Source organism: Aeromonas sp. R5-4 (genome assembly GCF_040908215.1).
Taxonomy (GTDB): domain Bacteria; phylum Pseudomonadota; class Gammaproteobacteria; order Enterobacterales; family Aeromonadaceae; genus Aeromonas; species Aeromonas veronii.
Window position 1 is genome coordinate 84,166 of sequence record NZ_JBFODG010000010.1, and the last position, 25,360, is coordinate 109,525.

General features: G+C 60.4%; 20 protein-coding genes. 10 read left to right on the forward strand and 10 right to left on the reverse strand.

Features of this window, described 5'->3' with window-relative positions; translation table 11 throughout:
• Positions 1–149 precede the first annotated feature (149 nt).
• The gene (locus tag AB5Y83_RS03385) at positions 150–584 is read left to right on the forward strand and encodes a YcgN family cysteine cluster protein (protein ID WP_005352569.1); all 435 of its coding nucleotides are present in this window, start codon (positions 150–152) and stop codon (positions 582–584) included.
• A gap of 93 nt (positions 585–677) precedes the next feature.
• Here AB5Y83_RS03385 and AB5Y83_RS03390 read toward each other — a convergent pair whose 3' ends face one another.
• The 5 genes from AB5Y83_RS03390 to AB5Y83_RS03410 form a co-directional block, all read right to left on the reverse strand.
• Positions 678–1,301: a hypothetical protein gene (locus AB5Y83_RS03390; protein WP_368174706.1), complete on the reverse strand. Its 624-nt coding sequence runs from the start codon at positions 1,299–1,301 to the stop codon at positions 678–680.
• Positions 1,302–1,498: 197 nt separating this feature from the next.
• Complete coding sequence (pflB, locus tag AB5Y83_RS03395; protein WP_058056933.1) at positions 1,499–3,781, reverse strand: formate C-acetyltransferase; 2,283 nt, start codon at positions 3,779–3,781, stop codon at positions 1,499–1,501.
• 46 nt (positions 3,782–3,827) lie between these two features.
• Positions 3,828–4,676, reverse strand: coding sequence for a formate transporter FocA (focA, locus tag AB5Y83_RS03400; RefSeq protein WP_005333620.1), 849 nt, complete (start codon positions 4,674–4,676; stop codon positions 3,828–3,830).
• Positions 4,677–5,057: 381 nt separating this feature from the next.
• Complete coding sequence (gene ycaO, locus AB5Y83_RS03405; RefSeq protein WP_005352574.1) at positions 5,058–6,818, reverse strand: 30S ribosomal protein S12 methylthiotransferase accessory factor YcaO; 1,761 nt, start codon at positions 6,816–6,818, stop codon at positions 5,058–5,060.
• A 194-nt stretch (positions 6,819–7,012) separates the two neighbouring features.
• Positions 7,013–8,446, reverse strand: a complete 1,434-nt coding sequence (locus tag AB5Y83_RS03410) for a glycoside hydrolase family 1 protein (protein WP_120414110.1) — start codon at positions 8,444–8,446, stop codon at positions 7,013–7,015.
• Between the two features lie 166 nt (positions 8,447–8,612).
• Between AB5Y83_RS03410 and AB5Y83_RS03415 the strand changes: the two genes are divergently transcribed.
• Entirely contained in the window at positions 8,613–9,476 is an 864-nt protein-coding gene (locus AB5Y83_RS03415) for a LysR family transcriptional regulator (RefSeq protein WP_368174707.1), read from the forward strand.
• Between the two features lie 36 nt (positions 9,477–9,512).
• Here the strand turns inward: AB5Y83_RS03415 and AB5Y83_RS03420 are convergent, their stop codons facing one another.
• Entirely contained in the window at positions 9,513–10,262 is a 750-nt protein-coding gene (locus AB5Y83_RS03420; RefSeq protein WP_368174708.1) for a substrate-binding periplasmic protein, read from the reverse strand.
• A 176-nt stretch (positions 10,263–10,438) separates the two neighbouring features.
• Positions 10,439–12,703, reverse strand: a complete 2,265-nt coding sequence (metE, locus tag AB5Y83_RS03425) for a 5-methyltetrahydropteroyltriglutamate--homocysteine S-methyltransferase (RefSeq protein ID WP_368174709.1) — start codon at positions 12,701–12,703, stop codon at positions 10,439–10,441.
• A 276-nt stretch (positions 12,704–12,979) separates the two neighbouring features.
• Here metE and AB5Y83_RS03430 point away from each other — a divergent pair, with 276 nt between their 5' ends.
• Entirely contained in the window at positions 12,980–13,888 is a 909-nt protein-coding gene (locus AB5Y83_RS03430; RefSeq protein WP_368174710.1) for a LysR substrate-binding domain-containing protein, read from the forward strand.
• Between the two features lie 5 nt (positions 13,889–13,893).
• On the opposite strand, the gene AB5Y83_RS03435 is transcribed toward AB5Y83_RS03430, so the two are convergent.
• Positions 13,894–14,829 (reverse strand): LysR substrate-binding domain-containing protein, encoded by a 936-nt coding sequence (locus tag AB5Y83_RS03435; RefSeq protein WP_368174711.1) that lies wholly within the window; start codon positions 14,827–14,829, stop codon positions 13,894–13,896.
• A gap of 192 nt (positions 14,830–15,021) precedes the next feature.
• Between AB5Y83_RS03435 and AB5Y83_RS03440 the strand changes: the two genes are divergently transcribed.
• The 4 genes from AB5Y83_RS03440 to AB5Y83_RS03455 all read left to right on the forward strand — a co-directional run bounded on the left by AB5Y83_RS03440 (position 15,022) and on the right by AB5Y83_RS03455 (position 18,976).
• Entirely contained in the window at positions 15,022–15,759 is a 738-nt protein-coding gene (locus tag AB5Y83_RS03440) for an isochorismatase family protein (RefSeq protein ID WP_017409602.1), read from the forward strand.
• A 58-nt stretch (positions 15,760–15,817) separates the two neighbouring features.
• Positions 15,818–16,717 (forward strand): pirin family protein, encoded by a 900-nt coding sequence (locus AB5Y83_RS03445; protein ID WP_368174712.1) that lies wholly within the window; start codon positions 15,818–15,820, stop codon positions 16,715–16,717.
• Positions 16,714–17,973 carry a CynX/NimT family MFS transporter gene (locus AB5Y83_RS03450; RefSeq protein ID WP_368174713.1) on the forward strand — a complete coding sequence of 420 codons (1,260 nt, stop codon included), beginning with the start codon at positions 16,714–16,716 and terminating at the stop codon, positions 17,971–17,973. The genes AB5Y83_RS03445 and AB5Y83_RS03450 overlap by 4 nt, the downstream gene beginning before the upstream one ends.
• 100 nt (positions 17,974–18,073) lie before the next feature.
• Positions 18,074–18,976 carry a LysR family transcriptional regulator gene (locus AB5Y83_RS03455; RefSeq protein ID WP_013723653.1) on the forward strand — a complete coding sequence of 301 codons (903 nt, stop codon included), beginning with the start codon at positions 18,074–18,076 and terminating at the stop codon, positions 18,974–18,976.
• Between the two features lie 124 nt (positions 18,977–19,100).
• On the opposite strand, the gene AB5Y83_RS03460 is transcribed toward AB5Y83_RS03455, so the two are convergent.
• Complete coding sequence (locus tag AB5Y83_RS03460; protein WP_368174714.1) at positions 19,101–19,991, reverse strand: LysR family transcriptional regulator; 891 nt, start codon at positions 19,989–19,991, stop codon at positions 19,101–19,103.
• A 101-nt stretch (positions 19,992–20,092) separates the two neighbouring features.
• Between AB5Y83_RS03460 and AB5Y83_RS03465 the strand changes: the two genes are divergently transcribed.
• From AB5Y83_RS03465 to AB5Y83_RS03475, 3 genes are all read left to right on the forward strand, one after another.
• Positions 20,093–20,731: an NAD(P)-dependent oxidoreductase gene (locus AB5Y83_RS03465; protein ID WP_368174715.1), complete on the forward strand. Its 639-nt coding sequence runs from the start codon at positions 20,093–20,095 to the stop codon at positions 20,729–20,731.
• 429 nt (positions 20,732–21,160) lie between these two features.
• Complete coding sequence (locus tag AB5Y83_RS03470; RefSeq protein ID WP_368174716.1) at positions 21,161–22,204, forward strand: isopenicillin N synthase family dioxygenase; 1,044 nt, start codon at positions 21,161–21,163, stop codon at positions 22,202–22,204.
• Between the two features lie 139 nt (positions 22,205–22,343).
• Positions 22,344–23,507, forward strand: a complete 1,164-nt coding sequence (locus AB5Y83_RS03475; protein ID WP_279487534.1) for a PLP-dependent aspartate aminotransferase family protein — start codon at positions 22,344–22,346, stop codon at positions 23,505–23,507.
• A gap of 109 nt (positions 23,508–23,616) precedes the next feature.
• Here the strand turns inward: AB5Y83_RS03475 and AB5Y83_RS03480 are convergent, their stop codons facing one another.
• Positions 23,617–25,281 carry an AMP-binding protein gene (locus tag AB5Y83_RS03480; RefSeq protein ID WP_236322567.1) on the reverse strand — a complete coding sequence of 555 codons (1,665 nt, stop codon included), beginning with the start codon at positions 25,279–25,281 and terminating at the stop codon, positions 23,617–23,619.
• Between the last annotated feature and the right edge of the window lie 79 nt (positions 25,282–25,360).

Consider the following 25,360-nt stretch of genomic DNA (forward strand, 5'->3'; position numbering starts at 1 on the left):
CGTTTGAGCAATATGATGAGGCTGAAAGTCATTGCATTCATTTGAGCTGATCACGACAATTTTCCCCCCGGAGTGACCCTCTCCTTGAAATACCGGGTAACAAGGGGTATAACCACGCGTTTTATCAGGTGTAATAAGTGAGCGGTATGATGCAAGCCCCTTTTTGGCAGACCAAGAGTCTGCAGCAGATGACTGAATCCGAATGGGAATCCCTCTGCGATGGTTGCGGAAAATGCTGCCTCAACAAGCTGATCGATGAAGATACCGACGAACTGGTTTTCACCAATGTCGCCTGCAATTTGCTTAACACCAAGACCTGTCAGTGCTCTGATTACGCCAATCGTTTCAAAAAAGAGCCTGACTGTCTGCAGATCACCCATGACAAGATCGCCGAATATGACTGGCTCCCCTCAACTTGCGCATATCGCCTGCTGTCTGAAGGTGACGCTCTTCCAGAGTGGCATCCTCTGCTGACCGGCAGTCGTTCCGCGATGCATCAGGCTGGTCAATCCGTCCGTGGCAAAGTCATTCACGAGGATCAGGCGGGTGAATGGATCGATCACATCATCACCTGGGCCAGCTGACACGCTCAACCCGCTATTCTCCAGAGACAAGGGCTGCACAATGTGCAGCCCTTGTTGTTTCTGCAAGCAGGGTTTGTAGCTTCACACATATCTCTAAACCAGAACCCCTCCCAGCTGCGCATTCAGAGAGATAGAGGCAGAAGCAGAAGCAGAAGCAGAGGCAGAGGCAGAGGCAGAGGCAGAGGCAGAGGCAGAGGCAGAGGCAGAGGCAGAGGCAGAGGCAGAGGCAGAGGCAGAGGCAGAGGCAGAGGCAGAGGCAGAGGCAGAGGCAGAGGCAGAGGCAGAGGCAGAGGCAGAGGCAGAGGCAGAGGCAGAGGCAGAGGCAGAGGCAGAGGCAGAGGCAGAGGCAGAGGCAGAGGCAGAGGCAGAGGCAGAGGCAGAGGCAGAGGCAGAGGCAGAGGCAGAGGCAGAGGCAGAGGCAGAGGCAGAGGCAGAGGCAGAGGCAGAGGCAGAGGCAGAGGCAGAGGCAGAGGCAGAGGCAGAGGCAGAGGCAGAGGCAGAGGCAGAGGCAGAGGCAGAGGCAGAGGCAGAGGCAGAGGCAGAGGCAGAGGCAGAGGCAGAGGCAGAGGCAGAGGCAGAGGCAGAGGCAGAGGCAGAGGCAGAGGCAGAGGCAGAGGCAGAGGCAGAGGCAGAGGCAGAGGCAGAGGCAGAGGCAGAGGCAGAGGCAGAGGCAGAGGCAGAGGCAGAGGCAGAGGCAGAGGCAGAGAATGATTCCATAGTCACAGGCTTATGGGTATTGCTTGATACCCGCGATGGCGCCTCTGTTCACCCCTTAATCCTCTTCGAATACCCAGTAACAACTGTTGTGGTTGCGATGGAACTGGAGGCGATTCACAGGGGATGATTACTCCCCCTGAATCGCACGCATAAAAAAACCGGCGCCTTGGCGCCGGTTTTTGCTCACTATCTCTCGATTACAGAGAAGCAGTGAAGGTACGGGTGATGACGTCTTGCTGTTGCTCTTTGGTCAAAGAGTTGAAGCGAACGGCATAACCGGATACGCGGATGGTCAACTGCGGATATTTCTCCGGATTTTCCATGGCGTCCAGCAGCATTTCACGGTTCATCACGTTAACGTTCAGGTGCTGACCACCCTCTACGTTGGATTCGTGGTGGAAGTAACCGTCCATCAGGCCAGCCAAGTTGGCTTTCTGGGCTTCCATATCTTTACCCAGTGCGTTCGGAACGATGGAGAAGGTATAGGAGATACCATCTTTAGCGTAAGCGAACGGCAGCTTGGCTACGGAAGTCAGGGAAGCAACAGCACCTTTCTGGTCACGACCGTGCATCGGGTTTGCACCCGGGCCGAACGGAGCACCGGCACGACGGCCATCCGGGGTGTTACCGGTCTTCTTGCCATATACCACGTTGGAGGTAATGGTCAGAACAGACTGGGTAGCAACAGCACCACGGTAGGTGTTCAGCTTCTGAATCTTCTTCATGAAGCGCTCAACCAGGTCACAGGCGATATCATCAACGCGAGCGTCGTTGTTACCGAACTGCGGGTATTCGCCGTCGATTTCGAAGTCGATGGCAACGCCATCTTCGTCACGAATCGGCTTGACCTTGGCGTACTTGATGGCAGACAGGGAGTCAGCCGCTACAGACAGACCAGCGATACCACACGCCATGGTGCGATATACGTCACGGTCGTGCAGCGCCATCAGAGAGGCTTCGTAGCTGTACTTGTCATGCATGTAGTGGATGATGTTCAGCGCAGCAACGTATTGCTTGGCCAGCCAATCCATGAAGTGGTCCAGACGATCCATTACGTCGTTGTAGTCGAGGTACTCGGACTTGACCATCTCGGTTTTCGGACCGACCTGGATCTTGAGCTTCTCGTCCATACCACCGTTGATTGCATACAGCATGGTCTTGGCCAGGTTGGCACGAGCACCGAAGAACTGCATCTGCTTACCAACGATCATCGGGGATACACAGCAAGCGATGGCGTAGTCATCGTTGTTGAAATCCGGACGCATCAGATCGTCGTTCTCGTACTGAACGGAAGAGGTCTCGATGGATACCTTGGCACAGTACTTCTTGAAACCGACCGGCAGCTTCTCGGACCACAGGATGGTCAGGTTCGGCTCAGGGGACGGGCCCATGGTGTACAGGGTGTTCAGCATACGGAAGCTGTTCTTGGTGACCAGAGTACGGCCGTCAACGCCCATACCAGCCAGGGTCTCGGTCGCCCACATCGGGTCGCCGGAGAACAGTGAATCGTATTCCGGAGTACGCAGGAAGCGAACCATACGCAGCTTCATGACCATGTGGTCCATCAGCTCCTGTGCTTCTTGCTCGGTGATCAGGCCTTTCTGCAGGTCACGCTCGATGTAGATATCCAGGAAGCTGGAGGTACGACCGAAGGACATGGCTGCACCGTTCTGGGACTTGACTGCCGCCAGGTAGGCGAAGTAGGTCCACTGTACGGCTTCTTTAGCGTTCTTGGCCGGTACGGAGATATCGCAACCGTACTTGGCAGCCATCACCTTCATCTGTGCCAGGGCACGGTGCTGCTCGGAGATCTCTTCGCGCAGACGGATGGTGGCTTCCAGGTTGACGCCGTTTTCCAGGTCAGCTTGCAGGGACTTGAACTGGGCCAGTTTGTCGGCCATCAGGAAGTCAACACCGTACAGGGCAACACGACGGTAGTCACCGATGATACGGCCACGGCCGTAGGCATCCGGCAGACCGGTGATAACACCAGACTTGCGGCAGTTCAGGATGTCTTTGGTGTAAACGTCAAACACGCCCTGGTTGTGAGTCTTACGGTATTCGGTGAAGATCTTCTCGACCATCGGGTCCAGTTGACGACCGTACACTTCGCAAGAAGTTTTAACCATCTTGATACCGCCGTTGGCGATGATGGCGCGCTTCAGCGGCTTGTCAGTCTGCAGACCAACGATCTGCTCCAGGCTCTGATCGATATAACCGGCATCGTGTGCGGTAATGGTGGAGGGCAGGTCAGTATCAAAATCGACCGGCGCATGAGTGCGGTTTTCGATTTTGATCCCTTCCATGACCTTGTCCCACAGCTTGGTGGTCGCTTCGGTCGCGCCAGCCAGGAAGGACTCGTCACCTTCATACGGGGTGTAGTTCTTCTGGATGAAGTCACGGGTGTTGACAGAGGTCTGCCATTCACCGGCCGCGAAGCCTTCCCATGCTTTTTGGAACTGTTCGTTAAGTTCTGCCATTTTTCATTACCTCACACGGTATTGATGTAGTATCCCGCAATCATCCTTAATGATGACGACGGAAGATAAACCAGTAAGTCAGACCAACCATCACGCCACCACCGATGATATTGCCGATGGTCACGGGGATGAGGTTGTGTAGGACGAAGTTGGATACGGTCAGGTCAGCAAAGGTTGCCGGATCCTGGCCGATGGCCTGCCAAAATTCCGGACTAGCCACGCTGTGGATAGCGATACCAACCGGAATCATAAACATGTTTGCGATGCTGTGCTCGAAACCTGAGGCAACGAACATGGCAACCGGCAGCAGCATAACCACTACCTTGTCAGTCGCGCTGCGGGCACCAAAGGCCATCCAGGCAGCAAGACATACCATCAGGTTACAGAGGATACCCAGTGCCACCGCTTCGAAGAAGGTGTGGTGAATTTTGTGTTGGGCAACTTTGAGGGCGTTAAGGCCCCACTGACCGTCTGCTGCCGTGTACTCTGCAGAAACGATGATCAGCGCCACCATCAACAGACCGCCAATCAGGTTGCCGAAGTAAACCAGACCCCAATTCTTGAGCAGTTGAGCCCAGCTGATGCGATTGGCAGCCTTGGCCACCAGCGTCAGGGTGGTGGAGGTGAACAGCTCGGCTCCGAGCAGCACACAGAGGATAAGTCCGAGAGAGAAGCAGAGACCGCCCACCAGCTTGGCCATACCCCAAGGCATGGAACCGGTTCCGGTCGTCACTGTGATGTAGAAGATAAATGCGATGGCGATGAAAGCGCCTGCGGTAATGGCCAGTGGAATGACCTTGTATGCCGGCTTGGTAGCCTTGGCATAGGTGATGTCTTCAGCCAGTGCAGCGATGGCTTCGGGCTTGAGACAATCGAATGGAGATTCAGCTTTCAATTATTTTCTACCTGAATGTTTTGCCTGTTGAAATCATAACAAAGGGCCAAATAGCCAAAATTGACATTGATCAAGTTTATCAGAGTGCGAATGTAATTTTACTACAAATATTTTAGTGCGATGGCTACGCCACTTTACACCAGGTATCAGCTGAAACAGAAATATCACATTTTTAATGCAATGATTTTAAAGAATTTATTCTAGAGCATGGAAATGTGGCATTGGCAAGATATCTTTGCAGATCGACAGCACATCCCCTGCCCTGCCATCAACCCCCTTAGGGGTATTTTTTGTTTTTTATTTCATCTTTGAATAACAATCCCGTGCCTTGCCGCACGATAAACAGAAGGGGCCACACGGCCCCTTCCTTTACAGCAACGATCACGCCCAGTGATGGGCTCGCTTGGCCTTCTGCAGCTTCTCGTAGGCCGCCAGCAGCTTCTGGTGCAGCGGGAACTGGGAGAGCGACAGATCGGCCGCCTCCAGCCCGTGGAAGCGTGCTTCGCCAGTGGCGTTGGCCCATGCCTGTGCCAGCGTCTCTTCACCATACATGCGAGTGAAGACGGCGCGATACTGCTCCGGATCCCGCTCCTCGTCGAGGAACAACTCGACACAGGCACGCAGGGCGCGGTAGTAGCTGGCACGCTCGGCAGTGAACACTGACTGGTTGAACTCCATGGTCCAGTCGATGAGATCGAGAGCAGTCTCCAACTCACCGGCGGCCAGCGCCAGCATGGCTTTCAGCTCGCCAACGCGCAGAGTGTGCAGCGCGGTCCCCTTGGCAGCGGCGATGCCCAGCAGCTCGCGTACACGGGTACGCTCGTCGTGCCCCTCTTCATCCAGTTGATCAAACAACGCCATGTACTGCTCGGCATCCCAATCAAGTGATGGCAGCGCCAGGATCACTTCGCGCAGGTTGGCGCCCATATTGTTGTTGGCCAGCAGCAGATCTTCGGCCGGATAGATGTCGGACATGCCCGGCACCAGAATGCGGCAGGCGTAGACACCCAGATGCTCGTAGTCGGCGATATAGACCGGCTGCTCCAGCTCATGGAAGATGCCGATCAGGTGATCGAACTCCTCCTGCGAGGTGCCACGGAAGTCCCAGTCGGCAAACTCGAAGTCCGCATCCTGCTTGAACAGATCCCAGCTGATGAGGCCCGAGGAGTCGATGAAGTGAGTCTCGAGGTTGTGGTGATCAGCTACCTGCTCGTTATCAAATGACGGCGGCACGAACACGTCGAGATCCTTGAGACCGCGGCCCTGCAGCAGCTCGGTGACGGTCCGCTCGAAGGCCACTTCGAAGCGCGGGTGGGCGCCGAAGGAGGCAAAGCAGGTACCGTTGCTCGGGTTGAGCAGCACCACACAGATGACCGGATAGCGGCCACCCAGGGAAGCATCGAAGCTGTAAATGGGGAAGCCTTCTGCTTCGAGGGCGGCGATGGAGGCGGCAATCCCCGGATAACGGGCAATCACCTCGTCCGGGATCAGCGGCAAGCTGATGGCCTCGGCGATGATCTTGTTCTTCACGTGGCGCTCGAACACCTCGGAGAGCGCTTGAGTGCGCGCTTCGGTCTTGGTGTTGCCGGCGCTCATGCCGTTGGAGACATAGAGGTTGCCGATGATGTTCATCGGGATGTAGACGGTCTCGTGATCGGACTGACGCTCGAACGGCAGCGCGACGATACCGCGCTCTTCGTTGTTTGACTGCAGATCCACCAGCATGTCGGCGGTCACTTCACCATCCGGGTTGTAAAACTTGCGGGTGAAGCTGTCGAGCAGACCGGCCGGGAACTGGTCACCCTCGATGGGGAACCACTTCTCGTTCGGGTAGTGAACGAAATCGCCGTTGGCGACCTGCTCGCCCAGATAGAAGTCGGCGAAGAAGTAGTTGGTGGAGAGACGCTCGAAATATTCGCCAAGGGCAGACGCGAGGGCCGCCTTCTTGCTGGCACCCTTGCCGTTGGTAAAGCAGAGGGCGCACTCTTTGTCGCGAATATGCACCGACCAGACGTTCGGCACGGGGTTGAGCCAGGAGGCCTCTTCAATATCAAAGCCCAAGGCTTGCAGCTTGGTCTGGAAGCGTTCGATGGAGTCTTCCAGCGCCGCGTCCTTGCCGGGAATAAAAGTGTGGTCAGTCATCACGATATCCTGATTTTTATTGGCTCATGTTCGGCCGCAGATAATAGCAGGGGTCGGCGGCTTTGGCAGGACAAAAATCAGTAAACAGGGATGAGTCGCACGGTGAGAAACCGGCTTGCCCCCTCTTCCCCCGCCACAAACAGCGTGGGCCCGGGGATTGCCTGGGCCCGCTGGTTACGCGACGCGATAAACCGTCAGAGCTGCTTGCCCTGGCTCGCAATCACCTGGCTATACCAGTGGAAGCTCGCCTTCTTGATCCGGCGAAGGGAGCCCCCCTGCTCGTCACGCTCCACATAGACGAAGCCGTAACGCTTCTGGTAGCCATTGAGCCAGCTCAGGATGTCGGTGAACGACCAGGCGCAGTAGCCGAGCAATTCGACCCCATCCTGCATCGCCTCCTGGCACGCCTTGACGTGGCTGCGCAGGTAATCGATGCGGTACACATCGTTCACCTTGTCGCCCGCCTCCAGCTTGTCGAACTCGCCAAGGCCGTTCTCGGTGATCATCAGCGGCAGACCATAGCGGGAAGAGAGGCGACGCAGGGCGATACGCATACCGGTCGGATCGATGGCCCAGTCCCAGTTACTGGTCTCAAGGTGCGGATTGGGCGCCGTCTTGTAGAGGCCGGGGATGCCGCTCGATGGCGTAGTTCCCTTCTTGCCGGTGGTGTTGATCCGCTGCAGGGTCTGACCGCCCAAGGGGTTATCTGTGTAGGTCAGGGTGTAGTAGTAGTTGACGCCGATGTAGTCGGGCGTCCCCTCGCGCAGCAGCTCCATATCGCCCGGCAGGATCTCCGGGGCCTCGCCGTTTTCTCGCAAGTAAGCGAGCGCCGCCTGCGGATAGCGGCCAAAGCAGTAAGCATCCAGCCACCAGAGGTTGTTGAACTCCTCGGCGTTCTCATAGGCCAGCATATCTTTCGGGTCGCACGACGCCGGATAGGCAGGGGAGTAGGCAAAGCTCGGGCCGATGAGGCCATTTGGCACATGCTGGCGAAACGCCTTGATCACCCGGGCGTTGGCCAGAAACGCGATATGGTTGGCGGCAAAGAAGCGCTTGCGATCCTGCACAGCGGGCGGATGGGTGCCGAGCTGATAGGCGTTGGTCAGGTTGTAGTTCTGCTCGTTAAGCGACACCCAGTACTTCACCTTGCCGGCAAAACGCTGATAGAGGGTCACGCAGTAGCGCTCGAAATCCTCGATAATGCGTCGGTCTTCCCAGCCGCCGTACTCATCTTGCAGCGCCTGCGGCAGATCCCAGTGATAAAGGGTCAGCACCGGTTCGATCTGGTGGGCCAAGAGGGTGTCGATCAGCTTCTCGTAGAAGGCCAGCCCCGCCTCGTTCACCTCCCCCCGACCGGTGGGATAGATGCGCGGCCAGCTCACCGAGAAGCGGTAAGCCTTGAGCCCCATCTCGGCCATCAGCGCCACGTCCCCTTCCATGCGGTGGTAGTGATCCACCGCCACATCGCCGTTGCTCCCCTCAAAGGTCTTGCCCGGCAGCTTGGTGAAGAGATCCCACACCGAGGGCCCCTTGCCATCGGCATTCCAGCCTCCCTCCACCTGATAGGCGGCGGAGGCTGCGCCCCACAGAAAATCGCTCGGGAAGTCGTTGAACTTGTGGTGATGCATCTGGTGTTGCTCCTTCTGCGCTGATGGTGTCAGCCATCTCTGATAACTCGGCGCCCCCTGTCTGGGCACCCGAAATGAATTGGCATAAGCATCCATCACTTCTAAAATTCCGTCCAATGACAAATTTGACCACTCAACATTCCCAACAGGAATGAAAGGAGCCCTGATGGAGCTACGGGATCTGAAAGCCTTCGTCACTCTGGGGGAGGTGCTGCACTTCGGCCAAGCGGCGGTACGTCAGCACGTTACCCAGTCGGCCCTGAGCAAACAGATAAAGCGGCTGGAGGATGAGCTTGGCGGTGAGCTGTTCGAGCGCAACGCCAGCACCACTCGCCTCACCGGACTGGGCAGGGCGCTGTATGAGGATGCCCGCGCTGTGGTCATCCAGAGCGAGCAGCTCTCGCGCACCGCCCGCGACGTGCTGGCGGGCAATGTCGGCACCCTGCGCATCGGCTTTGGCGTGGCCACCAAAATCCTGGTGCCCGCCGCCATTGCCCGTTTTCGCGCCGAGCGGCCGCAGGTGACTATCGAGCTCAACGATCTCTCCACCCACCACCAGCTGCTGGCGCTCAGTGAAAGCAAGCTGGATCTCGGTTTTTGTCGCCTGCCCGCCCCCAAGGGGTGGCACGCCCTGCCAGTGGTCGAAGCCCACTTTGTCGCCGTGCTGCCCGCCAGCTACCGCGATGTGAGGGAGTTGGCGGATCTGGTGGACAAGCCGCTGGCGATCCTGCGTCGGGACAAGGCCCCGTCGTTTTACGATCACCTGATGAACTATCTGGCCCAGAGCGGGCTGCGTTTTCGCGATATCCAGTACGTCAACGACTTCGCCGCTGGCGTCGCCACCGCGGCAGCCGAGATCGCCTGGACCCTGGTCCCCTCCTCCACCACCATAGAGCACCCGGATGTGCTCACCCTCCCCTTGAGAGACGGGGAAGCCTGCTGGACCATTGGCCTGATCCGTCCGCCCCACAGCAAGGGGCCCTTGATCGATGCCTTCTGGGCAACCATCGCCGATATGACGCCAAGATAGACACGCCCTTGGCAAACCGCAGATGGCGGCAACGCATCAACGATAGCGTTCGACGATACGCGCCAACTCGCCGCTTTGTCGCAGCTGTTGCAGGGCACGGTTGAACTCGGTTATCCGGGTATTGAAGCGGGAGTGCTTGCCGATGCAGAGATTGAACGGGGTAGAGGCAAGCTGCAGCGGCACCTCGACCACCTGCCCGGACAATCCCAGCTGGTTGAGTTTGAAGCGTGCCACCAGTGGGTCGGTCACCATCAGGTCCCCCCGACCCGCCGCCAGCATTTTGAAAACATTATCGACATTGATGGTGTGATGAACGGTGAAGCCCGCCAGGTTCTCCTTGCCCCAGCCGTTACCGAAATAGTCGAGAAAGGTAAGTGATTTGAAGTCGCTCAAGCGGCTGGCACGCTGAAAATCGCTCATCCGGGGGTGGCCAAGCCGGGTAAATACCGTCAAAACCGTCGTGGTAACGGGCTCCTCCACCACCAATGTGTAAGAGCTGCGCTCCCGGGTGGCGATGGTGACAAAGCCATCGGCCTGCGCCATCCGCACCAGTTTTTGCGCCCGTTGCCACGGATAACCTTCATGGCGCACCCGCAGCCCCATCTGCACAACCACCCGATCCATCACGTCGATCATCAGCCCGCGCATCCTGCCCTGTTCGTCACGCCACGAATATGGGGCAAAGTCGTCAAAGTAGACCATCTTCAACTCGGCCGCTGGCGCCGCCCATACACTCTGCCACATCAGCAATCCCCACAGGATTGCACTCCCCAGACTGACTCTCATGGCCGCGACTCCATCCACTTCTGCCAACTCTGAGCCTAGTGCAAAGCAGGCTGCAGCAAGGTTCAGGATCCAGTGGAAAAAGTGGCCAACGAAAAAAAAGAGAGGAAGCAGTGGCTTCCCCTCTCTCGTTCGTTTGTCAGCACACCACCTTATCGATGGCGGTCACGGCTTGCCGGTTACGCCAGCTCGGCCCGCAGCGCCTTGGTGGCATCGACCATCACCTTGAGGGCGGCCTCTGTCTCTTCCCAGCCGCGGGTCTTGAGGCCGCAATCCGGGTTGACCCAGAGCCGCTCGGCCGGGATCTGCTTGGCCGCCTTGCGCAGCAACCCCTCAATCCAGCTCTGGCTCGGCACGTTCGGCGAGTGGATGTCGTAGACGCCCGGGCCAATCTCGTTGGGGTAGTTGAAGCGTTCGAACGCTTCGAGCAGCTGCATCTGGCTGCGGCTCGTCTCGATGGTGATCACGTCCGCATCCAGCGCCGCCACCGCCTCGATGATGAGGTTGAAGTCGCTGTAGCACATGTGGGTGTGGATCTGGGTGCTGTCCGCCACCGGGCTTGCACTCAGACGGAAGGCCCGCACCGCCCAGTCGAGATAGGCCTGATGATCCTGCTTTCGCAGGGGCAAGCCTTCGCGGATCGCCGGTTCGTCGATCTGGATGATCTTGATGCCGGCGGATTCCAGATCTGCCACCTCGTCGCGAATGGCCAGCCCGATTTGCAGGGCGGATTGCTCGCGGCTCACATCTTCCCGCGGGAAGGACCAGCAGAGGATGGTCACAGGGCCAGTCAGCATCCCCTTGACCGGCTTGTCGGTCAGGCTCTGGGCAAATCGGGTCCATTCGAGCGTCATGGGGGTCGGGCGGTCGATGTCACGGGTGATCACCGGCGGCTTGACGCAGCGGGAGCCATAGCTCTGTACCCAACCGAAGCGGGTGATGGCAAAGCCATCCAGCAGCTCACCAAAATACTCCACCATGTCATTGCGCTCGGCCTCACCATGTACCAGCACGTCCAACCCGATGGCCTCCTGACGCGCGATGGCATCGCGGATCTCGGCCTTAATGCCAGCCTCGTAGGCGCTGTCATCGATGCGACCGGCGCGCCAATCCTGCCGCAATACCCGGATCTGGGAGGTCTGCGGGAAGGAGCCGATGGTGGTGGTGGGCAGCAGCGGCAGCTTGAGATCCGAGCGCTGCAGCTCGGCCCTGACCGGATAGGGGCTGTGACGATCAAAATCGCTGTTGGTGAGGCTGGCGAGCCGTGACTGCACCGCTTTTTTGTGCACCCGGCTGTCGGACTCCCGATCGACGATGGGCTGGCTGTAGGCGGTGATTTTGTCGAGCTCGCCCCCATCCAGATACTCTCTGAGCAGTCCCAACTCGAAACATTTTTGCAAGGCGAAGGCGAACCAGCTGCGGGTCTGGGGATCCAGCTCCTGCTCCAGGGTCAAATCCACCGGGCTATGCAGCAATGAGCAGGATGAGGCCACCCAGAGTCGCTCGCCGAGTTTGGCTTTCAGTGCCTTCAGAGTCGGCGCCAGCTTGGCCAGATTGGCACGCCAGACGTTGCGGCCGTTGACCACCCCGGCGGAGATGACCCACTGGGCGGGCAGATGCGGCACCAGGGTCTCCAACTGCTCGGGGGCGGCCACCAGATCCAGATGCAGGCCATCTACCTTGAGGCTGGTGATGATGTCGCGCTGATGGGCCACCGAGCCGAAATAGGTGGTGAGCAGCAGCTTGCAAGGGCCCGCAAGGCGCTCGTAGGCGTTGAGATAGGCCAGACGCCACTCGTCCGGCAGGTCCAGCGTCAGCGCAGGTTCATCGATCTGTACCCACTCCACCCCTTGGGCGGCCAACTTGGCCAAGATCTCCTGATAGACAATCAGCAGGCGATCGAGCAGTTCAAGGCGGGAGAAGCCGCTCTCTTTCTCCTTGCCGAGCCAGAGGTAGGAGACCGGTCCCAGCAGCACCGCCTTGACCGGCAGCCCCAGCGCTTTGGCCTCTTCAACCTCGTCAAACAGCTGGCTCCAGCCCAGCTTGAAGCGCTGGTCACGGCTGAATTCCGGCACCAGATAGTGGTAGTTGGTGTTGAACCATTTGGTCATCTCGGCGGCCGCCGCCGCCGGGCCGGTCGGCGCACGGCCGCGGGCGACCCGGAACAGGGTGTCGAGATCGGTCTCGCCATGGCGGTGGCGGGCAGGCACTGCATCTACCAGCAGGCTGGTGCCGAGCACCTGATCGTACCAGGCGAAGTCGCCCACCGGCAGCAGATTGACCCCGGCGCCGTGCTGGGCCTGCCAGTGGCGCTCACGCAGCGTCTTGCCCACGGCAACGAGTTCGGCCTGAGTGGTCTCGCCACGCCAGTAGGATTCGAGGGCAAATTTCAACTCGCGCTTGGCGCCGATACGGGGGAAGCCCAGGGTGTGTGCTCGTGTCATAGGTTCATTTCCTTATGCTCATTCATCTGATGGGAAACTGGATGATTTAGCCATCCAGATGTTTACACATCCAAAATGACAAGATAAGGTGACGCTGGCTATTGAATCCTCTTCAAGTGGCTCTCAAATAATCCTCAACTGACCGCCGGTAAGGTTCACCGCAAGGATACAGAGGCCGATTTTTACAGGTGCAAGAGGTGCCGCAGTCAAGAAGCGCAGCAGGCCACCGCCGACCGCAACCTCAGCGCCATACGCAATCTCACAAGGAGCCATCTTATGGCAGTGCCAAGCAATGCAGGGATAGAGATCAAACACTTGAAAACATTGACCGCGCTGGCCGAGCAGGGCTCGCTGGCCGGTGCGGCGCTGACCCTCAACCTCACCCAGTCCGCCCTCTCCCACCAGCTCAAAGAGCTGGAGACCCGCCTCAATCTGGAGCTCTACCTGCGCAAAAGCCGCCCGCTGGTGCTGACCGCGGCAGGCGGCCAGCTGCTCGCCCTCGCCCGTCAGGTACTGCCCGCTCTGGCCCAGACCGAGAAACAGTTGCAAGCCCTGCAGAGCGGCGATGCGGGCAGGCTGCATCTGGCGCTCGATTGCCACAGCTGCATCCAGTGGCTGCTGCCGCTGTTGCCCGATTTTCGCCGCCAGTGGCCTGGGGTGGATCTGGAGGTGGAGTCGGTGCCGGGCTTTGATGCCATCAATGCCCTGCTAGGCGGCCAGCTCGACCTGCTGCTCACCTCGGACGTGCAGGCCCGCGGCGATCTCCACTTCGAGCCGCTGTTTGCTTTTGATCTGACTCTGGTGATGGCACCGGATCATCCCCTCTGCCACCGGAGCCACATCGAGCCGGGCGATCTGGGGGCGGAGGTGCTGCTGGTCTATCCGGTGGAGCGCAGCCGCATGGATATCTTCAGCCGCTTTTTGCAACCCGCCGAGGTGGAGCCCGCCCGCTGCAAGCCGGTGGACAACACCTCGGTGATGCTGCAGATGGCCGCCGCCGGCCTCGGGGTTGCCGCCTTGCCACGCTGGGCCAGCGACGAGTTTGTCAGACAGGGGATGCTCTGCGCCCGCCCCCTCGGCAGCGGTATCCGTCGCCATATGTACGGCGCGGTGCGGGCCGCCGATCGGGATCAAGCCTGCCTGCAGAGTCTGTTCGAGCGCATTCGCACCAAGATGGAGGGATAGCTCCCTCAGCGGGGCTGGCCGACCTCTGCCAGCAGTGCAGGCAACTTTGACTTGATAAAATCGATGAGGGCTCTGACCGCCGGTGACAGGCCGCGCCGCGCTGGGTAGAGCATCACCAGCTTGCCATCTTTGGGACGCCACTCGGGCAACAGTTGTTGCAGCCGCCCATCCGCCAACTCACCCACGCAGGCGTAAAGTGGCAAGCCCACCATCCCGAGCCCCGCCAGCGCCGCCTGTTTGAGGGTTTGCACATTGTCGCTGCGCAGCAGCACATTGACCGCCACCTCCTCACTCTCCCCGCTATCGTGCCGCAGCCGCAACAGATCGGCCTGACGCTCCAGCGAGCTGAAAAGCAAGGCATCCTCTCCTTCCAGCTGCCGTGGATGCGCCAGCGCATTGTGGCGCGAGAGCCACGCCGGGGTCGCCAGCACGCCCCACTGCACCGTGCAGAGCGGCACCTGCACCAGACTGGAGGGGGCCTGCTCGAAGGCCACCCCGCGGATCACCACATCCAGCCCCTCCTCCAGCAGATCCAGCTGCCGATTGCTGGCTTGCACGGCGAGCCTCACCTTGGGGTATTGCGCCATAAAAACGGGCAACAAGCGGGCAAGCAGCGCATCGGCAATGGTAATGGGCACGCTGATGCGCACCAGACCGCTCGGCTCCTGCTGCCGTTGCCGCACTGCCGCCTCTCCGGCCTGCGCCTCGGCCAGCATCGCCTGACAGTGGCGATAGAGCACCTCACCGGCATCGGTCAGGCTGAGCTGACGCGAGGTACGCTGCAGCAGACGGGTATCCAGCCGCTCCTCCAGCAGCCGGATCCGGCGCGAGACCCGCGACTTGGGCACGCCAAGCGCCCGCGCGGCGGCGGTGAATCCCTGCCGCTGCACCACATGGGTGAAGAGATAGAGATCATTCAAATCAAGTTCCAGTGGTGTCATCGGGCAGCCTTGGTCAGGGTGAGGTGCATTCACATCGTTCCATTGATGGAACGATAAGAACCTATTTCACCAGATTGTCGCTATTTTTGCAGCCATCATAATGGCCCTGTCCCCATCAGACGGTTGCTGCGCGGGCAATCCGCCCCACCAGCCAGGGCCGTTTGACTGTTCCGATATCACAAGGAGTTCACCATGAAACTGCGACAAATCTGCTCTGCCACCCTGCTCGGTCTGGCGACCCTGACCGCCACGCTAGCCACCACAGCGACACCGGCCATGGCTGCCGAGGCAACCAGCCATCCGACCGTATCACCCAACCGCTATCTGGAGATGCTCTCCCGAGACAATGCGGTACTGCTGCTGGTCGACCATCAGGTCGGCTTGCTGAGCGGCGTGCGCGACACCACGGTGGGCGAGCTCAAGCACAACGTGGTGGCGCTGGCCAACGCCGCCCGCGCCCTCGGCGTGCCGGTGATCGTGACCGCGACCATGCCCGATGGCATGTGGGGCCCCACCATGCCCGAACTGACCAGTGCCCTGCCGGATGTGAAGGTGATCAACCGCACCGTCATCAACGCCTGGGACGATCCCGCCGTGCGCGCCGCCATTGAGAAGACCGGCCGCAAACAGCTGATCATCGCCGGGGTATCCCTCGAGATCTGCGCCAGCTTCCCGGCCCTCTCTGCCAAGGCTGCCGGCTATGATGCCCGGGTGGTGCTCGATGCCTCCGGCACCTTCAACGAAGCCAAGCGCACCACTGGGCTGCAACGCTTGCTGGGGGCCGGTATCCCGGTCACCGACTACGCCTCTGCCGCGGTCGAGATGCTGCGCAGCAACGTCGACCCCAAGGCGCACGATGTCTACAGCGCCCTCGACATGCCTTTCGCTACCCTGGTGTGGCAGATGCAAGAAGGTGCCAAGAAGTCGTAACTCGCCCGCCTTCGGTCAGATGACCGAAGGCATCTTTTATCTTCAAGAGGTTATATCGATGACCAGACGCCTGAATCTCTCTGCCCCCGTCAAGGGCCAACCACTGCGCATTGGCAGCGGCTTTGAAGCACATCATTTTGGCGAACACTTTTTCAACGGTCTGATAGACCCCGTGGTGATGGTGGATCACTTTCAGATGACCGCCCCCACCTTCGAGCCCCATCCCCACGCCGGGATCTCTGCCGTCACCTATCTGTTCGAGGATTCGACGAGCCCCCACGTCAACTACGACTCCCTCGGCAATCAGGGTCCCATCGAACCGGGAGCGCTCCACTGGCTGGTGGCCGGGCGCGGTGCCGTGCATACCGAGCAGCCGGAGGGGGAATCGCCCTATGTCCACGCCCTGCAGATCTTCGTCAACCTGCCTGCCCGTCAGAAGATGGCGTCGCCTTTTGCCGTCCACGCAGCCGCTGCCACCATCCCCGAATTTCATGGCGAAGGGGTGCGAGTACGGGTGGTCGCAGGCCACAGCAACGGGATAACGGCGCCACACTCGGCAGAACTGCCCCAACCCTTTACCCTGCTCGATGGCAATAGCGAGCCAGGTAGCCGCTTCAACCATCTGCTGGCGGCAGGCTGGAATGCGATGATCTATCCCCTGACCGGATCGCTGACTTTTCAAGCTGAGGGAGAGCGGCACCTCATCCCGGCAGGTCACGGGATGGGGGTCAGCCTGCCTGCCGATGGCGGCGAGGCGGTGGCTCTGCAGCTTGAGGCCACCGAGCCCTGTCACTTCGTCCTGCTCTCAGGCCAGGCGCTCAATGAACCCCTGGTCAAACATGGCCCCTTCGTCATGAATAGCCACGACGCCATTGCGGATCGGCTGCATGCCTATCAGCGCGGCGAATTTGGCCAGCTCAACGATGAGTGGCTGCACTACGGCCAATCTCAGCCATGAACACGCTCGCAGGCCACCAGCCACAAGGCACGCGCTGGCCTCTGGTCTTCCTCGCCATTTTCGCCGGTGCCAGCGGCGCCCTCTGCCTTGGCAAAGTGCCCGCCGTGCTCGGCATACTGCGCAGCGAGCTGGGGCTGACACTGCTTGAAGCCAGCTATCTCGCCTCGGCTTTCAATACGCTGGCGATCCTCTTCAGCCTCTTTCTCGGCCTGTTGCTGACCCTCTGGAGTGAGAGGCAAACCGGGGTTGTCGGGCTGCTGGTTATCGTGGCAGGCGGGGCGTTGGCTCTGCCCGCCACCGGGCTGGCCATGATGCTGCTGTCGCGCATTGTCGAGGGGATTGGCTTTTTGCTGGTCTCGGTGGCCATGCCCGCCTTTATCGTGGCGGTGACCCGGGAGGAGGATAAACGACTGGCCCTGAGCCTGTGGGCGGTCAACCTGCCCCTTGGTGCGGCGGCCGGCATGCTGCTCACCCCCTGGCTCACGGCGCAAGGTGGCTGGCGCCTGGCCTGGCTGATCCTGATGGCTCTGCAACTCTCGGCCCTGCTGCTTCTGCTGGCCAGTCGTTCGGCAGATAAACTGCGGGTCGGGGCACCCCAAAACTCGATCAATTCGGGCCACCCGCTGCGCCAACTCACGGTGCTCCGGCAGAAGGCACTCTGGCGCTACGGGTTGGCGTTCACGCTCTACAGCCTGATGTTATGGGCGCTCTTTGTCTGGCTGCCAACCATGTTGCAAGGCAGCCCCGGGATTGGCCAAAGCCAGATCGCCCTGCTCTCGGCACTGGCGGTGGTCGCCAATATTCCCGGCAACCTGATGGGAGCATGGCTGCTGCGCCGGGGCGTGGCGCGAGATCGGCTCATCAGCTGGGCACTGGGCCTGATGGCGCTGTGCGGCATGCTCGCCTTCTGGCCCGCCCTGTCGCCTTGGTGGGCCTATGGGCTCTGCCTCGCCCTCTCCCTGTCGGGTGGTATGTCACCGCCGGCTATCCTCTCGTCAGCGCAGGAAGTAAGTCAGGGGCCGATACAACTGGCCATCGTGCAGGGATTTTTTGTCCAGCTCGCCAACCTCGGTCAGCTGCTTGGCCCCCTGTTGCTGGCGGCCCTGATGACGGACAACGGCCAATGGGGGAACGCTCGCTGGCTCTTTCTGGGCGGCTTGCTGCTGGTCGCGCTACTCTATGCCGCGGGCCACCTGCCGGGCTCAAGCATGGCTGCAAAACAGGCTCGATCGCATTCGCGGCAAGATGGAAGATGACGAATAGAGAGGGAAACATCACAGTTATCGCAGGGAATGCTGGCCGGACAAGAGGCTGTTCAGTATGTTAACTGTTTAATCTTGCTTAACGGTAGCCACCATGTCTCAAGTCGATCTCAATCTCTTTCGCGTCCTCGATGCGGTGATCCGCTATGGTGGTGTCACCACGGCCGCCGAAATGATGGAGATGACCCCCTCGGCCATCAGCCAGGCCATCAGCCGCCTGACCAGCCTGGTGGGCGAGCCGCTGTTTGTCCGCCAGGGACGCGGCATCACCCCCACGGCGCGAGCGCTCAGTCTGCACCACGAGATCATGGTGCCGCTGCACGACATGGAGCGCAGCCTGCAGCGCACCGATCTCTTTGATCCCCAGACCAGTCGGCGCACCTTTCGCATCGCGGGGGTGCCCGATATCGATATCTTCTTCCTGCCGGAGCTCAACAACCTGTTGCAGACCCAAGCCCCCAACTGTCAGCTGGAGTGGAACACCCAGGTGCAGGACGAAGCCCTGCGCCAGAACAGCCTCTATCTGCACAGCGTTGATCTGGTGCTGGCCACCAAGCCGATGGCAGAGCAGGGGATCGAAAACGAGCAGATCATGTCCCAGGCCCTGCGCATCGCCTGCCGCAAGGATCACCCCAGGATCCGCCAGGCCCCCGACATGGCCACCTTCTTCAACGAAAAGCACGTGGTATTGCAAACCAGGCGGCTCGACAGCTTGCTGCTCAACACCCTGACCAAGGCGCCGCTGCCGCCGCGCCAGATTGCCTACGAGAGCGACTCCCTGCTCACCGCCCTTCATCTGGTGAGTCGTACCGACTGGCTCTGCGTCGCTAGCCAGTGGCACATGGAGAAGCTGGGGCAGGCGCTGGATCTGGCCAGCTATCCCCTCCCCTGGCTCTCGGAGGATTGCCCCGTCTACATGAGTTGGCACAAGAGCTCCGGTCAGGATACCGGACTTAATTGGCTCAAAGATCAGGTGCGGGCCGTCAGTTCGTTTTAAGTATGCTTAACAGTCAAGCATGCCCATCTACTCATCCGGGCTATCGCCCTTCTCGACAAACCGCCTTATGGATAATCCCCCTTCAGGATAATCGGGCGCCTTTTCTCAACCATTAAGGCGCAGCTCATGACGACATCGTCGTGCCGAAATAGCTGCGCAGCGCCTCCACCACCCGCCGCACCTTCTCCGGGATCTCCCGCTGCGGCGTGATGGCGTGGATCTCCATCGGCTGCACCCGAAAACCGGGCAGCAGTTCCAGCAGACGCCCCTGCGCCAGATCCTCGCCAATTTCTCCCTCCGGTTGCAGCGAGATCCCCTGCCCTGCCAGCGCAAACTGGCGCAAGGGCAACACGTTATTGCAGAGCACCTTGGCCTTGAACCTCACCCTGTGTTCGCCACCCTTTTCATCGAGCAGCAGCAAACCGTTGCCCAGCATGTCGCCGCAAAGCCAGTCGTGAGTCGCCAGATCGTCGGGCATGCGCGGCGCTCCCTTGCGCGCCAGATAGGCGGGAGCGGCGCAGAGCAGCATCCGGGTCTGCCCCAGTTTGCGGGCCACCAGGGTCGAGTCAGGCAAGGTGCCGACCCGCAGCGCCACGTCGATCCGCTCGGCAATCAGATCCCGCTTCTCGTCGTCGGCGATGATCTGGATGGTGAGGCCGGGGTGGGCCTGCAGCAGCGGTGAGAGGGCCAGAGCCAGCGGCTGGCCCGCCATCCCCACCGGGGCGGTGATCCGCACTTCACCTAGCAGGGCGTCGCGCACCTCCGAGAGGCGCAACTCGGTCTCGCTCAGGGTCTGCTGCAACGCCCGGCACCCTTGCCATACCACCTCTCCCGCCTCGGTCAGACTGAGGCGACGGGTGGAGCGATGGAGCAGGGGCAGCCCGAGCAGGCTCTCCAGCTGGCTGATATGCTGACTGACGGCGGAGGGGGTCATGCCAAGGGATTTGGCCGCCCCTGTCATGCTGCCCGCTTCCACCACGGCGGCGAAGATGGCGTAACGTCTGAGCTGTTCCATTATTAAATCCAGCTTATAAGTGAATGCATTTTTGAGGTGATTATTAAATCATAAATGGCGGCGTAGGATAGCCCCATTCCAACAGTGAAGGAGAGTTCCCCATGAAGATTGCCCTGATCGGTGCCAGCGGTTTTGTCGGTTCAGCCATCCTGAACGAGGCCATCAGCCGCGGCCATCACGTCACCGCCATCGTCCGCGATGTCAGCAAGGTGGCCGCCCATCCGCAGGTCACCGCCGTGGCGGTGGATGCCCAAAACCCGCAGGCATTGGCCGAGGTGCTCCAGGGGCACGATCGGGTGATCAGCGCCTACAACCCGGGCTGGACCACACCGGATATCTACGACCAGTACCTCAAGGGCGCCAACGCGATAGTCGCAGCAGCCAAAGCGGCCAACAGCTGGCTGCTGGTAGTAGGTGGCGCCGGCAGTCTGGAGGTCGCTCCCGGCGTGCAACTGGTGGATACCCCGGAGTTTCCGGCCGAGTGGAAACAGGGGGCGCTGGCGGCCCGCGACGGTCTCACCGCCCTGCGTCGTGAAACCACCCTCGACTGGCGCTTTGTCTCTCCCCCGGTGTTCCTCGAACCGGGCGAGAAGCGCGGCGGCTATCGGATTGGTGGCGATCAGGTGCTCTTTAGCGGCGAACAGCCTGCCGGGATCACCGCCGGTGATCTGGCCGATGGCGTGCTGAACGAGGTGGAAAAACCGGCTCACCAGCGCCAGCGCTTTACCCTGGGTTACTGAGAGCCAGCAGGCGGTTAAGGCCAGAATACGCGGTCACTCGCCTGTGCTTCCGGTCAGGTGAACACCCGCTCAACCAGAAGGGAGGCATCCGCCTCCCTTCTGCTTTGGTCATTATTGCCGCTGGTAACTTGCCTCTGGTTATCACTCTCCCCCTCATCGTTGCCCCTTTACCCCGCAATGGCTGCGCAAAAACCCGTCAGCCCATCAGGCGCCGAATTCCATTTCGAATTTTGTATATAACTAAGAATAATTTGTTGTTTCCGTCTTATAACGCCGAACAGTAGCATCCCCTTCATTCCAGATGGCGCCACACCGCTGCGCATACCGCCACACTGTCGCGCCATCCCGTTTGCCGCTCATCAAGCCTGCCCGCACCAGAGGCAGCAGAAGAGATGGCGCCAGAGATAACGAAAGAGTGAGGAGGTGCACATGGAACATTCACCACTGCCGAGCATCGCTCTGGCTGCCCTCAACGGGGCACCCGAGGTGCGTCGCCCTATGCTGGCCAGGCTTGCCGCGGCCGCCCGCGACGTCGGCTTTTTCTATCTGACAGGGCATGGCCTGAGTGACGCCGAGCAGCGAGAGACTCTGGCGCTGGCAGCGCGCTTCTTTGCTCTGCCGGAGCAGGAGAAGTTGGCAGTGCAGATGGTCAACAGCCCCCACTTTCGCGGCTACAACCGGGTCGGTGCCGAGCTGACCCGAGCGCGGCCGGATCTGCGAGAGCAGTTCGATATCATGAATGAGGCGCAAGCCCTGCCTGCGGCCCTGACCCGTGCACCCTGGCAGCGGCTGATCGGCCCCAACCAGTGGCCGACCGCCCTGCCCGAGATGAAAGGCCATCTGCTGGCGTGGCAGGATCGGCTGAGCGATATCACCCTCACCCTGCTCGCCGCTTTTGCCGAGGTGCTGGAGCAACCGGCCAACGTGTTTGACGACAGTATTCGCGGCGCCCCCTACCAACACATGAAGCTGATTCACTACCCGGGGCAAGAGGCGGGCGGCAGCAGTCAGGGGGTCGGCGCCCACAAGGATCCTGGCTACCTGACGCTGGTGATGCAGGACAATCACTCGGGGCTTGAGGTCGAGACGGCCGACGGCTGGATCTCCGCACCGCCCCTGCCGGGAGCGCTGGTGGTCAATATCGGCGAGCTGCTGGAGCTAGCCTCAAACGGCTATCTCAAGGCGACCCTGCATCGGGTGGTGAGCCCGCCGCCCGGCGTATCGCGCCTCTCCTGCGCCTTCTTTATGGCGGCGCGGCTCGATGCCACCGTGCCGCTGCTCAGCCTCTCCCCAGAGCTGGCAGCGCAGGCGCAAGGGCCGGAGAGTGACCCGACCAACCCTCTCTTCTATCAGGTAGGGGAGAACGTGCTCAAAGGGCGGCTGCGCTCCCACCCGGATGTAGCGGCGCGTCACTATGGGCCGGTGGAATTCACTCGCCTCCCACGCACTGAAAGCGAAGCGATACCGGCCTAAGCAGCGCAAAGATCCGCAGGCGGGTATATGCATAAGCCACAAGCAGCATGGATATACCCGACCAGACAAAAAACAACATGTAACGAACTACAAAACACAACCAGTCATGGCCAGAGCCTGGCCATCACGGAGCAACACGATGAAATTCAAGACCATGAGCGTACATAGCGGCCAGCGGATCGACCCCCAGACCGGCGCCCTCACCACCCCGCTCTACCAGAGCAGCACCTTCAGCTACTTCAGCGCCCAGGCGGGCAAGGAGCGCTTTGCAGGTCAAGCCCCCGGCTTTATCTACAGCCGCTTTGGCAACCCCACCACCGCCGAGCTGGAGCAGAAACTGGCGGCGCTGGAAGGGGCCGATGAAGCGCTGGTGGTGGCGAGCGGCATGGCAGCGGTGAGCGCCATCATGTATGCCCTGGCCGACAGTGGCGATGAGGTAGCCTATATCGGCCCGCTCTACGGCGGCACCGATGCCTTCTTGAAGCAGACTTTCAGCCGCGCCGGTATCAAGGTCACCGCCTACGAGAGCGATCGGGATCTGCTGGCCAACATCCGCCCTGCCACCAAGGTGGTACTGTTCGAAACCCTGACCAACCCCACCCTCAAGGTGGTGGATCCGCGGCTGGTGGTGGAAGCGGCCCGCAAGGTGGGCGCCATCACAGTGTGTGACAACACCTTCCTCACCCCCTACCTGCTGCGTCCGCTGGAGCTCGGGGTCGATGTGGTGATGCACAGCGGCACCAAGTATCTGGGTGGCCACGGCGACATCATCGCCGGGGTGGTAGCGGGATCTCACGCCCTGATGAAATCCATCCGCACCGTGGCCCTCAAGCATATCGGCTCCCCCATCGGCCCGCAGGAGGCCTACCTGCTGCAGCGCGGGGTAAAGACCCTGCCGCTGCGGATGGATGCCCACCTGCACAATGCCCAGAAAGTGGCCGAGTTTCTGGCCGCCCATCCGGCGGTGAAGAAGGTGATCTACCCGGGGCTTGCCAACCATCCGGGCCACGATGCCCTCGGCGCCTTCGCCAGCGGCTTTGGCGGCATGGTGAGTATTGAACTTGAAGGCGGGTTTGAACGCTGCGCCACCCTGCTCGATAACCTGCAACTGTTCGTGCAGGCGGTGAGTCTGGGGGATCTCGAGAGTCTCGCTTGCCATCCGGCCAGTACCACCCACGCCGCCATGGACGAGGCGAGCCGCCTCGCCGCCGGGGTCAATGACGACCTCATCCGCTTCAGCATCGGGGTGGAAGATGCAGACGATCTGATTGCCGATCTGGCCGCCGCGCTGGCACAGATCTAACCGGGCGCGCTTTTACTCGCCGACAAAACAGCGGCGAGTGAGATGCCCAACAAACAACAACGACCCATCAAGGGCCGTTGTTGTTTGTTAGGCTATGGAAAGACGGGATTTACTCCTCCCACACCACCACTTGGGATGAGGGCCAGCGATCCCCGACCTGGGCGTACTTTTGCTCCAGCAGGTGACGCTTGATCTTCATGGTGGGGGTCAGCACGCCGTTCTCGATATTCCAGGGGGTTTTCACTACCAGAATACCGCGGATCTTGGCGTGGGATTCCAGCTGATCGTTGACCCGAACCCGCGCCGCTTCCAGTCTGGCGTTGACCTCCTCCCGATTGCCCTTCATGGCGCTCTCGGCCAGTTGCACCAGCGCAATGGGCTGGGGCATGCCGTAACCAATCACGCAGAGCTGTTCGATAATGGGCTCCTGCCCCAGCAGTCCCTCGATGGGCACCGGCGCCACATACTTGCCCTTGGCGGTCTTGAACACATCCTTCATCCGGCCGGTGATGGTGAGATAACCCTCCTTGTCCAGCTTGCCCATATCGCCGGTGTGGAGCCACCCCTCGGCATCGATGGCCTCGGCGCTGTGCTCGGGATCCTTGTAGTAACCCAGCATCATCCCTTCGCAGCGGCAGAGGATCTCCCCCTCGTCGGAGATCTTGATGGTCACCCCAATCCCCGCCTTGCCGACGGTGCCGATCTTGTCGGCGCGGAACGGGTAGTTGATGGTGGAGTAGGCGTGGTTCTCGGTCATGCCCCAGGCTTCAGTCACCTTGAGACCGATGCTCAGATACCACTCAAGCAGCGCAGGGGAGACCGGCGCGGAGCCGCAGCCGAGTACCCGGGCCTGATCCAGTCCCAACCCCTTTTGCAGCTTGCGTTTGATAAGGCCGGAGATGAGCGGGATCTTGAGCAGCAGTTCGAGTTTCTTCTGGGGCAGCTTCTCGTGGATCTTGATGCGGAACATGGCCCACAGCCGCGGCACCGAGATAAAGACGGTGGGACGGCAGCGTTTGACATCTTCAATAAAGGTGTCGAGGGATTCGGGAAAGGCGATGGTAGCGCCGCCATAGAGGCTGCCGCCGTAGATGTAGACCCGCTCGGTAATATGGGCCAGCGGCAGGTAGGAGAAGCCCCGATCGGCCTGGCTCAGGCTCACCGTCTCCACCAGCTTCTCGCACGACCAGGCGTAGCGCTCGACGCTCAGCATGGCCCCTTTCGGTTTGCCGGTACTGCCGGAGGTGTAGACCAGACTCAGCAGGGAGTCAGGGGCCTGCACCGGGCTGTCAGGGATCGGCTCATGCGCCTCCAGCAGATCGTCCCACTGGTGGCTGGCTGGCATGGTGTCATAGGGGAAGGCGATGCGCAGCAGATCGGTGGGTACGCCAGCCTCCTGACTCTTCCAGTCATCCAGCTTGCCGACGAAGATCGCTTTGGCTTCGCTGTGGCGCAGCACATATTCGATGGTGTCGACGTTGGCAGTCGGGTAGATGGGCACGCTCACGTATTGCCCCATCTGCATCGCCAGATCGGCGATAAACCACTGGGCGCAATTCTTGGAGAGCAGCGCCACCTTGTCACCGGCCACCAGACCGAGGTGACGCAAGGCCGTCACCATCCGCCGCGCTTCATCGGCCACTTCACCCCAGGTGAAATCGACATATTCGCGGTTGATGGTTTGACGCAGGTAGGTTCGATCAGGACACTGCCGCTCCCAGTGATAGAGCATCTCGAGCGGCAGTTTATTGGCAATGCGTGAGGAGGAGGCCATAGTTTAATCCCTGAAACAAAAGGCGAAACTTATTATTAACCTTTCACTAACTTCAGGGGAAGGATAAACTCAAACTTCA